The sequence below is a fragment of the Citrobacter sp. Cpo109 genome, assembly GCF_030332565.1.
Lineage (GTDB): Bacteria > Pseudomonadota > Gammaproteobacteria > Enterobacterales > Enterobacteriaceae > Citrobacter > Citrobacter portucalensis.
On record NZ_JAOWHQ010000059.1, the window covers coordinates 32,562 to 44,216 of the forward strand.

The 11,655-nt window shown below is 52.5% G+C and carries 10 protein-coding genes; 3 read left to right on the forward strand and 7 right to left on the reverse strand.

Annotated elements, in window-relative coordinates:
- Positions 1–21: 21 nt before the first annotated feature.
- The 4 genes from OGY71_RS13385 to glpA all read right to left on the reverse strand — a co-directional run bounded on the left by OGY71_RS13385 (position 22) and on the right by glpA (position 5,199).
- Positions 22–951, reverse strand: coding sequence for an Rpn family recombination-promoting nuclease/putative transposase (locus OGY71_RS13385; RefSeq protein WP_286613397.1), 930 nt, complete (start codon positions 949–951; stop codon positions 22–24).
- A gap of 183 nt (positions 952–1,134) precedes the next feature.
- Positions 1,135–2,325: an anaerobic glycerol-3-phosphate dehydrogenase subunit GlpC gene (gene glpC / locus OGY71_RS13390; protein WP_048224697.1), complete on the reverse strand. Its 1,191-nt coding sequence runs from the start codon at positions 2,323–2,325 to the stop codon at positions 1,135–1,137.
- Positions 2,322–3,581 (reverse strand): glycerol-3-phosphate dehydrogenase subunit GlpB, encoded by a 1,260-nt coding sequence (gene glpB, locus OGY71_RS13395; RefSeq protein ID WP_003834683.1) that lies wholly within the window; start codon positions 3,579–3,581, stop codon positions 2,322–2,324. The genes glpC and glpB overlap by 4 nt, the downstream gene beginning before the upstream one ends.
- Positions 3,571–5,199 (reverse strand): anaerobic glycerol-3-phosphate dehydrogenase subunit A, encoded by a 1,629-nt coding sequence (glpA, locus tag OGY71_RS13400; protein ID WP_286613398.1) that lies wholly within the window; start codon positions 5,197–5,199, stop codon positions 3,571–3,573. Before glpA ends, glpB begins: the two co-directional genes overlap by 11 nt.
- A 270-nt stretch (positions 5,200–5,469) precedes the next feature.
- Between glpA and glpT the strand changes: the two genes are divergently transcribed.
- Both glpT and glpQ read left to right on the forward strand, forming a co-directional pair.
- On the forward strand, positions 5,470–6,828 hold the full coding sequence (glpT, locus tag OGY71_RS13405; RefSeq protein ID WP_003834677.1) for a glycerol-3-phosphate transporter: 1,359 nt from the start codon (positions 5,470–5,472) through the stop codon (positions 6,826–6,828).
- Between the two features lie 3 nt (positions 6,829–6,831).
- A complete protein-coding gene (gene glpQ / locus OGY71_RS13410; RefSeq protein ID WP_003834675.1) occupies positions 6,832–7,899 on the forward strand; it encodes a glycerophosphodiester phosphodiesterase in 1,068 nt (355 codons plus the stop codon).
- A gap of 60 nt (positions 7,900–7,959) precedes the next feature.
- On the opposite strand, the gene OGY71_RS13415 is transcribed toward glpQ, so the two are convergent.
- Positions 7,960–8,838: a LysR family transcriptional regulator gene (locus OGY71_RS13415; protein ID WP_008785317.1), complete on the reverse strand. Its 879-nt coding sequence runs from the start codon at positions 8,836–8,838 to the stop codon at positions 7,960–7,962.
- A gap of 160 nt (positions 8,839–8,998) precedes the next feature.
- On the opposite strand from OGY71_RS13415, the gene OGY71_RS13420 reads away from it, so the two are divergent.
- Positions 8,999–10,189, forward strand: coding sequence for an MFS transporter (locus tag OGY71_RS13420; protein WP_286613399.1), 1,191 nt, complete (start codon positions 8,999–9,001; stop codon positions 10,187–10,189).
- 3 nt (positions 10,190–10,192) lie between these two features.
- Here OGY71_RS13420 and yfaE read toward each other — a convergent pair whose 3' ends face one another.
- On the reverse strand, positions 10,193–10,447 hold the full coding sequence (gene yfaE / locus OGY71_RS13425; RefSeq protein WP_003027609.1) for a ferredoxin-like diferric-tyrosyl radical cofactor maintenance protein YfaE: 255 nt from the start codon (positions 10,445–10,447) through the stop codon (positions 10,193–10,195).
- Positions 10,447–11,577, reverse strand: a complete 1,131-nt coding sequence (gene nrdB, locus OGY71_RS13430) for a class Ia ribonucleoside-diphosphate reductase subunit beta (RefSeq protein ID WP_003834668.1) — start codon at positions 11,575–11,577, stop codon at positions 10,447–10,449. The genes yfaE and nrdB overlap by 1 nt, the downstream gene beginning before the upstream one ends.
- Between the last annotated feature and the right edge of the window lie 78 nt (positions 11,578–11,655).

Genomic DNA, 11,655 nt, shown 5'->3' on the forward strand with positions numbered 1-11,655 from the left:
TAAATGCCTTCCCAATCTGGCTCATGCGGTGGTATCGCCAGGCAATAGCCCGGTAATTAACTGAACTAAATCACGATCAATACCTTGTTCCAGCATTATGTGAGCGATACGTAAGGCTTCTTCTTGCGTACCTTTTTGCACCCCTTGTTCTAACCCTTGCTGTATCCCTTCTTGCAGTCCATTTTGGTGGCCTTCCTGCCTGAGCCTCTCTGCAATTGTCATCAGCTTCTCCTTGTGCTGGGGGGATCGTTCGGCAACTTCGCGGATAAACTCGCTGGCGCGAGAAACGTCGCCGTACCGTAGCAGGTAATTAAATAGCGTTTGTAGCTGGCTGTCATTAGCCGTGCTTGTAACTAATAGCGAGACCAGTCGATCCACTAACCCCATTAAATCACGATCGCGGATATGTTTTTGCATCAACTCAAGCAGCGCAACCCCACGATGCTGCGCGATTTCATCGTCAGGTATTACGGTAAGGTCGACCAGCGGAAAGGCTTCTGAATAAAGCTGTCGTGCCAGCTGTGGATTGTCAAATTCATCCAGCCAGTTTAGTGACCAGGGATAAGGACTTTGTTGGCCGTGATAAAACAACATGGGGATCACCAGCGGCAGCGTTTTATTGCCGGCATCAAGATGATGCTGCATCGCCGAGGTGGCATATCGCAACAGGCGAAATGCCATGTGCGGTACCGCAGTACTCTGATGTTCAATAACACAATAAATATAGCCCAGGCCTTCGCGGGTTTTTAGTGACCACACTACGTCGGAGTAGTATGCGCGGAGATCTTGTTCGATAAAACTGGTGGACTCCAGCTTCAGCGTTTGTAAATCACATATCTCACGTAATGCGATGGGAAGGTGTATCTCCAGAAAATCCCGAGCCATCTCAGGGTAAGACATTATCTTTTTAAAAACGGCATCATGCGGTGTAGATGTAGTGGATTTAGCCATGGTAGTCCGTCACCGGAAAGAGAAGATGGCGTGACGGTATCTACTTTTAATATGCACTGCATGTGGGAAATGGGTTCTTTGCGTGGGTGAATCAGAGATAAATACGTCCGACTGCAACGTATTCAATTAAGCGGAACGGGCTACGCAAAAATGCCCGGTAGCAAACGCCACCGGGCAACAGAGTTAACCCAACGCTTTGGCAAGCAGGGTGATAGGATGTTCGCAGCTTTTGCTTGTAGACATCTCAATCTGCCATTTACAGGTTTCGCAGTCGGTGACGACGATATCAGCGCCGCTTTCTTCAATTTGGCGGAATAACGGTGCGCCAATAGACTGTGAAGTCGGATAGTTTTCCTTTTTAAAGCCGTAAGTCCCGGCAATCCCGCAACACTGAGAATCCAGCACCGTCAGCTCCAGCCCTGGAATTTGTCGCAGTAGCTCCAGCGTATAGAGCGTCCAGCCCATTTTCTCCATGTGACATGGCGTGTGATAGACCACCTTCAGCGGCAGCGTTTTCAGCGGCAGCGTTTTACCTTCATCCAGCTTGCGCCATAGCCAGCGGGTTGCCAGTTCAATGTGTTCACGCAGGCCTGAGTTGTCGACATCCAGCACTTCCGGATATTCATCACGTAGCGCAAAGGTACAGGTTGATGAGGTGGCGATCACCGGAATGCCTTTGCCATCAATCGCCTCTCTGAGTGAGGCCACGTTGCTTACTGCCTGCTTACGCGCTTTATCGGTAAAACCGTTGGCAATCAGCGGTACGCCGCAGCATTTCTCTTTACTCAGCAGTTGCACGCCGGTTCCCATCGCATTCAACACCTTGATCAGGTCTTTGCCGAGCTGGGGATGGTTGTAATTCACAAAACAGCCGTGGAAAAAGGCGACCTGATCCTGGTACTGCGCCTGCTGTGCGGCAACGCTGCGATACCAGCGGCGGAAGGTGCCAAAGGAGTACTTCGGCAGCGTACGGCGATGATCGATTTTTAACGCGTAATCCAGCAGTTGACGCACCGGTTTTAATGAGGTGGCGGTATTCACTATAGGGGCGAAGGGGGTGGATACGCTGCCCATTAAATCGGTATGACTTAAGACAAAGTTACGCAACGATGGGCGCGTCGTGTCGTATTTGGCGCGCGCGCGCTGGATGATATCGCCGATTTTCACGTCTGACGGACAGGCCACTTCGCAGCGTTTACAGTTGATGCAGTATTTCAGCGCGTCGTCATATAGCGCGCCATCTTTCAGGCGCAGACGTTCACCGTCCGGGCCGGCCTGCTTAGGGCCCGGGTAGCTCGGATTGACGCGGCTTACCGGGCAGGCGGTGGTGCACACCGTACATTTGATACAACTTTCAAAACGTGTGTCGCTCATTGCTGTCCTCCTGCACGTTTCGCAATATGATGCGCGGCATGTAAGGCGCTAACTGCGCACACGCCGCCTCCGCAACCCTGGGCGATAGGGTCGAATCCGCCGAGGACGGAACCGATGGCATACATGTTCTCTATCGTTTTTCCCGCCAGTGATGGACGCAATGCGGTATCGGTTGTTACGCCAAACTGTTGCCACGGTTGTGGATCGAAAACATCACGCTGATACCACTCGGCGCGGGTAGCTGTTTGCTGTACATCCAGTCCCAGGATTGGTTCGTGGATTGCCTCACGCGTGGCGACCAGCCCGCTGCTGAAGAAGCTGCCGCTGGCGAGCACGGCGAAACGTGGCCGCAAGGGGATATCGGCATGATTTCGGGTCCAGATTTCGCTGACCACGCCATCCTGACAGGTGATTTTTTTCACTTCATCACCCGGCATCCACACACCGCCCTGGCGCACAAACTGGCGCTGTAATTTGTTGTGCAAACGCATGCCCAGTACCGAAGGTGGTAGGGTCGGTAACAGTGTCAGCGAGCAGGGGAGGCGCTCGTTAAGCCACTGCCAGAGCCGCTCATCTGCCAGGCCAAAGCAGGCTGGCATGATTATCATGTCGCAGGTTTTTGCCATTGGCAGCAATGCGTCATAGAGCAGCGACCATTTATCTTCGTTATCCAGCAGGCGCGCAATATTAACGGCGCGAAACTCGGTTGGGTTATCACGCAGGACATCCAGCTCCGGTAGCTCGATTTCTGCTGTCTCGACGCTGAGATTGCGTTGGCGTAATGACGCTGCGGCGAGATGCGCCTGAAAATCCAGTAACCCGCTAATCCCTACAACGCAGATACGCTGCGCGGACAGCGGCCAGACCGGCACTTCCGGGGAACTTAACCAGGTTGAGCGCAGGGTGCCCAGCGGGGTAACACGTTGATGCGCCTGATGCACTTTGCCCTGCAAATGCGTTCCGCATTCATCCAGTAAATTTTGCGCCTGCTGGGCCAGTTCCAGAACGTTCTGCGTTCCGATGGTGCTATACGGATGTGTGGGTGCCTGAGTGCGCAGCGCATTCAAACCCGCTTCTATATCCGTCACCGGTTGACCATCGGGTAAGCTGCTGAGCAAATCCAGTGAGCCGGAGGAAAAATGCAGGGCGCTTTGGCCACGGGTAACAATCGTGCAGCGCAGTCCGCTTTTTTGCAGTTGCAGGCCACATAGCAGTCCGGCGAGGCCGCCGCCGATAATGACGGTATCAAATTTCATCCTGGTGCTCCTTTTCCAGACCACACAACCCTTGATAAACCCAGCGCGTGAATTCGCTTTCGCGCAGCGCATCTCCCCAGGCGATAGGCTGCACGCCTTTCCAGCGTTCATTGAGGAAGTCGGAAAGCTGGGTAATGGACTGCGCTGCGGTAGTGACATTAAAACGTTGCAGTAAACCTGCGGCGCGGCAGGCACACAATTCGCCCTGGCAGGTCCCCATTCCAACACGGGTACGGCGACGCAAATCGAGCAGGCTGTTGACGGTTAAATTCTCGACGGCGTATTGCACTTCGCCTGCGGTGACTGCTTCGCATTCGCAGACCAGACTGCGGTGCTGACGGCCTTCGCTAAGCCACGCAGGGGTGCGATCGCCGTGACGGTAGACCGCCGAGCCGCGCAGTGGCGCAGGCAATGAGATCACGCGTTTAAGCGTATGCTCGGTAGATTCCTGTGAGCCAGGCAGCGCGGTGTCTGCCGTTGTGCAAGGCTGGGTATTGCCCAGCTTACGACAAACGGCATCGGTGGCCCATTCCGCCATCAGGCGGTAGGTCATCAGTTTGCCGCCGGTAATGGTGATAAATCCGTCCAGTCCGTCACGTTCAGCGTGATCGAACAGTACAATCCCACGGCTGACGTTACGACCGCTTGGGTCGTCGTCGCTAGCCACCAGCGGGCGTACGCCAGAGTAGGCGCGTAAAATGCGCGTTTTCGCCATAATCGGCGCCAGCTTCTCGCCTTCACGCAGCAGAATATCGACCTCTTCTGCGGTGACGCGGTTGCTGTCGATATCGTCGTAATCAATGTGCTGTGAGGTGGTGCCGATCAGTGAAATGGTATCGCCAGGCACCAGAATATCGGCGTCAGATGGCTTACGGCAGCGGTTAATGACATGCTGGTTAATGCGATGATCCATAATCAGCAACGAACCTTTGGCCGGGAACATACGGATGCTCAGATCGGCATATTCCGCAATGCGTTGACCCCAGATCCCAGCGGCGTTGACGACAACCGGTGCATGCAGGGACTGCATTTCGCCTGTCAGATGATTGCGCACGTTAACGCCGCAAACCGTTGCGCCTTCGCGGATCATTCCCGTCACTTCATGCGCCGTTAAGATAACCGCGCCATGCTCACGCGCATCCAGCATGTTAGCTGCTGTTAAGCGGAAAGGATCGACCGTGCCGTCTGGTACTTTTACTGCACCAATCAGCTGTGGATTCACAGAAGGTTCGATAATACGTGCCTGCTGAGGGTCAATCGCTTCTGCGCGAATCCCTGCCTCTTCACAGGCGCGAATAAAGGTGGACTGGAAGGACAGCTCATCCTCCGGCAGGGTGATAAACAGACCGTCCGTTGGCTCAACGCAATGGCGGGCGATACGTTTCAGAATTTGGTTTTCGCTGATGCACTCACGGGCAGATTCAGCGTCGGTGACGGCGTAGCGTGCACCGCTGTGCAGCAGACCGTGGTTGCGCCCGGTCGCACCTGTGGCGATATCGTGGCGTTCCACTAAGATGACGCGCAACCCGCGCAGCGCACAGTCACGTGCGATCCCTGCACCTGTTGCTCCTCCACCAATGATAATCACGTCACTTGTTTGCGAGTCGCGAGTTTTCATTGTTTTTCCTCACAGTTCGTTTTTTATCATTTAGCCACATAAAAAACATGGATTGTTTGATTTCGCGCATAATCGCTCATTATTCGAAAATGAAACGTGATTTCGTGCGCCTTTATGAACATTTGTCATAAATCTGTAACAATATGTGCTGCGTTTCACATTTTTGTTATGTATCTTTCCTTAACATCGCGGCCACACTGGGAGCGGTAGGGTAGTAATGACGAACTGCAGTGTTTACTTCGAATGAAAGACGGCCACGGAGGCTACACTATGTTGAGCATTTTTAAACCAGCGTCACACACGGCGCGTTTACCTGCAGCGGAGATCGACCCGACATATCGTCGATTACGTTGGCAGATTTTTCTGGGGATTTTCTTTGGTTATGCCGCGTACTATCTGGTACGTAAGAACTTTGCCCTTGCGATGCCGTATCTGGTTGAGCAAGGTTTCTCGCGTGGCGATCTGGGTTTTGCGTTGTCCGGTATCTCCATTGCTTACGGATTTTCGAAATTCATCATGGGGTCCATTTCGGATCGCTCGAATCCGCGCGTTTTCCTGCCAGCCGGTCTGATTCTGGCCGCCGCAGTGATGCTGTTCATGGGCTTTGTGCCGTGGGCGACATCGAGTATTGCTATTATGTTTGTGCTGCTGTTCCTCTGCGGATGGTTCCAGGGGATGGGCTGGCCGCCGTGTGGCCGTACTATGGTGCACTGGTGGTCGCAGAAAGAGCGTGGAGGAATTGTTTCCGTCTGGAACTGTGCGCACAACGTGGGTGGCGGTCTGCCTCCGCTGTTGTTCCTGCTGGGTATGGCCTGGTTCAATGACTGGAAAGCGGCGCTGTATATGCCTGCTTTCGGTGCGATCGTCGTCGCGCTGATTGCTTTTGCCCTGATGCGTGATACGCCGCAGTCCTGTGGTCTGCCGCCTATCGAAGAGTATAAGAACGACTATCCGGACGATTACACCGAGAAAGCGGAAGAAGAGCTGACTGCGAAGCAGATCTTCATGCAGTACGTACTGCCGAACAAACTGTTGTGGTACATCGCTATCGCTAACGTGTTTGTTTATCTGCTGCGTTACGGCATCCTGGACTGGTCACCGACCTACCTGAAAGAAGTGAAGCATTTCGCACTGGACAAGTCATCCTGGGCCTACTTCCTGTATGAGTATGCGGGTATTCCGGGCACGCTGCTGTGCGGCTGGATGTCGGATAAAGTCTTCCGTGGTAACCGTGGTGCGACCGGCGTGTTCTTTATGACGCTGGTAACTATTGCAACCATCGTTTACTGGATGAACCCGGCAGGCAACCCGAACGTGGATATGGCTTGTATGATCATCATCGGCTTCCTGATCTACGGCCCGGTAATGTTGATTGGTCTGCACGCGCTGGAACTGGCACCGAAAAAAGCGGCGGGAACGGCGGCTGGCTTTACCGGTCTGTTCGGTTATCTCGGTGGTTCTGTGGCCGCGAGCGCCATTGTTGGCTACACCGTTGACTTCTTCGGTTGGGACGGCGGCTTTATGGTGATGATTGGCGGTAGCGTGCTGGCGGTTATTCTGCTGGTAGTCGTCATGATTGGCGAAAAACGCCATCACGAAGAGATGGAACTGAAGCGTAACGGGGGCTAATAGATGAAAACCACATTGAAAAGCCTCAGCGTGGCGCTGATGCTCGCAGGTATGGTGGTCAGCAGTGCAGCGGTTGCTGCAGATAAAATCGTGATTGCGCATCGTGGCGCCAGCGGTTATCTGCCGGAGCATACGTTGCCAGCAAAAGCGATGGCCTATGCCCAGGGTGCGGATTATCTGGAGCAGGATTTGGTTATGACCAAGGATGACCATCTGGTCGTCCTGCATGACCACTATCTTGACCGCGTCACCGATGTTGCCGAGCGTTTTCCGGATCGTGCGCGTAAAGATGGGCGTTACTACGCCATCGACTTTACGCTGGATGAAATTAAATCGCTGAAATTTACCGAAGGCTTCGATATCGAAAATGGCAAAAAGGTCCAGACCTACCCAGGGCGCTTCCCGATGGGTAAATCTGATTTCCGCGTGCACACGTTCGAAGAAGAGATTGAGTTTGTTCAGGGATTAAATCATTCCACCGGTAAAAACATAGGTATTTACCCGGAAATGAAAGCACCGTGGTTCCATCACCAGGAAGGGAAGGACATTGCGGCTAAAACACTGGAAGTACTGAAAAAGTACGGGTATACCGACAAGAACGACAAGGTCTATCTACAGTGTTTTGATGTTGCAGAGTTGAAGCGCATTAAAAATGAACTGGAACCGAAGATGGGGATGGATCTCAATCTGGTACAGTTGATTGCGTACACTGACTGGAATGAAACCCAGGAGAAAAAGCCGGACGGCAGTTGGGTGAATTACAACTACGACTGGATGTTTAAACCGGGTGCCATGAAGCAGGTTGCGCAGTATGCGGACGGCATTGGGCCGGACTACCACATGCTGATTGATGAGAAGTCGAAGAAGGGCAATATCTCGTTAACTGGCATGGTGCAGGACGCACATCAGAGTAAGATGGTGGTGCATCCTTATACCGTTCGCGCCGATCAACTGCCGGATTACACCACTGACGTAAACCAGCTGTATGACATTCTTTATAACAAGGCGGGCGTTGACGGGCTGTTCACCGACTTTCCCGACAAAGCAGTGAAATTCTTGAATAAAGAGTGATGGCGTAAGGCCTGTGATGCACCTCCGGTCACAGGCCTTAATGGATGAACGTTTTAACTGCTAGATAAGGCCGTCTGCTGTCAACGTTTCCATACATGCCTGCAGGAGAAATAAAGGGCTGCCGTCCACCGGCGGCTCTTTTGCCAGTAAGGATATCTGTCGATAGAACGTTGGTTCCAGCGCGACTGAGCGTACTTTCCCACCAACCGCCTTCAGCGTTAATTCCGGTAATAATGCTATACCCAGCCCCTGACGAATAAAGCTCATCGCGGTATCCGGATGGTTAAACTCGTATTTAATGACCGGTTCAATCCCCTTCTCTTTAAATAGCGCCATGATGCTTAATTCATAGCGACCTTTGCTGATAATGAGCGGTTCTCCAACCAGTTGTTCCACTGAAATCGTGCTATTGGCCGCCAGCGGATGGCTTTCAGGAACTACAACGGTAAATTTGTCGCGATACACCGGTACGCAGTACATGCCATTTACCGGGAAATGCACAAATCCCGCATCGATATCCCCACTGCGCAGGGAATCAACGATTGCCGTGCTGTTTTCTTCATAAGGGATAATTTTGATATGCGGGTGGTGCTGTTCGAAGTGGTGGATGATGCCGGGCAAAATGCAGGCACAGGCGCTGGGAAAGCAGCCGATACGCAGGGTTCTGGCCGGGTTTTGTCGCTCCTGCTCGGCAATCTCTTTCACCGCGTTGGTTTCAGACACGATCGTCCGCAGGTGCGAAACGATCCGACTCCCGGCCGGACTAAGTTGAATGTCTTTGCGGCGTTCGCGGATAAGAATATCAACCCCTAGCTCTTCCTCTAGCGCTGAAATTGCCTGGCTAACGGCGGATTGGGTCATGTACAGCCGCTTGCTGGCTTCGGTAAATCCACCGTACTCAAGTACGGCAAGCAGGGCGTGGATCTGGGTTAGTGTCATTAGTTCCCTCTAATCAACAATATTAAAACGATTAATTTCTCTAATATAATGGACCTGTTTATACTTGCGGTCTACCGTAAAATCACACTTCGACGCACCTGTCCGTAGTTCAGTTGAGCTGAGCGTTGCCTGCGTGCGCCGTCTGGACAGGTTGTCGAATATGAAAGAAAAACTGTGGACGAAAGATTTTTGGGCAATAACGATAATCAGCTTTATTATATTTTTTGTTTTTTATGTCCTGCTCACGCTGTTACCGATCTATATTTCGGATCGCCTGCATGCCACTCCAGATAAGGCCGGATTATTAGTCACCTTCTTTTTGGGGGCCGCAATTGTTGTGCGCCCGTTTGCGGGACAATGGGTAGGAAAATATTCGAATAAAACAATTCTGGTGCTCTCTTCTCTGGCCTTTTTGGTGGTCACTGCGCTGTATCCTGTTTGCCACTCAATTGAATCACTGCTGTTGATTCGGGTGCTTCATGGTGTAACATTTGGCGTTATTACCACGGTAAAAGGAACGATTTCCGCGCGGTTGATACCGGCCTCCCGACGTGGGGAGGGCATCAGTTTTTTCTCGTTAGCCATGGGACTGGCAATGGTTGTGGGGCCGTGGGTAGGGCTGAACATGGCACGCTGGGGAGCTTTTACCACAGCATTCTGGCTGTGTAGCGCGGTTGCCGTACTGGGTATTATCCTGTCATTGATTGTCGCCGTACCGCCGGTTATCCGTCATTCTGACGGCTCAAAACCGAAGCTGGGATTTGCGGCAATGTTTGATCGCGCCGCACTGCCTTTCGCGATGGTGACGTTTTTCATGACCTTTTCCTACGCGGGCGTTTCCGCTTTTCTCGCACTGTATGCGCGCGAGCTCGATCTGATGGCCGCCGCCAGTAATTTCCTGTTGTGTTACGCCATTTGCCTGATGATCTGTCGAACCTTTACCGGCAATGTTTGTGATAAAAAAGGGCCGAAATACGTGGTCTATCCGTGTTTGCTGGCTTTCACAGTCGGGCTGGTGGCGCTTGGCTATACTAACGGTAGCATTATGATGATTATTTCCGGTGGATTAATTGGCATCGGTTATGGTTCGGTCACACCCGTATTTCAGACACAAATTATTAGTTCGGTGGAACCCCATAAAATTGGTATCGCCAATTCGCTGTTTTTCAATGCGATGGATGCAGGAATGGCAATCGGCGCGTTTATCATGGGGATGATGGTCGAGGGTGTGGGATATCGGGCGATTTATCTGGTGGGGGCGCTGCTGGTGGTACTGGCCGGGGCGTTGTATATCATGCAGATGAAAAAACGCGGAGACGTGGTACTGGTCTCCGCGCATGAAGTTCACTAAACACTACAGCTCTATTTCAATATCGCCTTTTGCCCGGCAACAGCACGGCAATATTTCACCGGGCTGAATGAAGGCCAGCGGTTCTGCAATCCAGTCAACCTGTCCCGCCACCAGGCGGGTACGGCAGGAGCCGCAGTAGCCTTCACGACACTGATATTCGACTTCAACATCGTGCGACTCGAGCGCGGCAAGCAGGGAAGGGTGTTCATCCTGGCACAGCAACTGCGTGCCAGAGATGCGCAGAGTCACGCGGCCCATCAGAGCTGGAAGTTACTCAGATCGTCAGTATCGACTTCGGCATCGATCTGGCCGACCAGATAAGAGCTGACTTCCACTTCCTGCGGCGCAACCTGGACGTTGTCAGACACCAGCCAGGTATTGATCCAAGGGATCGGGTTAGAACGTGTCTGGAATGGCAGATCGAGTCCAACAGCCTGCATACGGATGTTGGTGATGTACTCAACATACTGGCACAGAATGTCTTTGTTCAGGCCAATCATTGAGCCATCACGGAACAGATAGTCTGCCCACTCTTTTTCCTGCAGCGCGGCCTGTACGAACAGGTCGTAGCACTCTTGTTTGCACTCTTCGGCAATTTCCGCCATCTCCGGATCGTCCACGCCGCTGCGCAGCAGGTTCAGCATATGCTGAGTACCGGTCAGGTGCAGGGCTTCGTCGCGGGCGATCAGACGAATAATTTTCGCGTTGCCTTCCATCAGTTCACGTTCGGCGAAGGCGAAAGAGCAGGCGAAGCTGACATAAAAGCGGATCGCTTCCAGCGCGTTCACGCTCATCAGGCACAGATACAGCTTCTTCTTCAGCTCACGCAGGTTTACGACAACCGTTTTACCATTAACGGTATGCGTGCCTTCACCGAGCAAATGCCAGTAGCTGGTCATCTCGATCAATTCGTCGTAGTAGCTGGAGATGCCTTCTGCGCGTTTCTGGATTTGCTCGTTGGTGACGATATCGTCAAACACCACCGCCGGATCGTTAACAATATTACGGATGATGTGGGTGTAAGAGCGGGAGTGGATCGTTTCAGAAAACGCCCACGTTTCCACCCAGGTTTCCAGTTCAGGGATCGAGATTAACGGCAGCAGCGCGACGTTAGGACTACGTCCCTGAATGGAGTCCAGCAGCGTCTGATACTTCAGGTTGCTGATGAAGATATGTTTTTCATGTTCCGGCAATGCCTGGAAGTCGATACGATCGCGAGAAACATCGACTTCTTCCGGACGCCAGAAGAAAGAGAGCTGCTTTTCGATCAGTTTTTCAAAGATGTCATATTTTTGCTGATCGTAGCGGGCGACGTTCACCGGCTGGCCGAAGAACATCGGTTCCAGAAGCTGATCATTTTTCGTCTGTGAAAAAGTGGTGTATGCCATTGATGTGAATCCTGTCTGGAATGTACTGCCGGATGCGCTTTGCTTATCCGGCCTACAATACCGCGAATTAATTTGTAG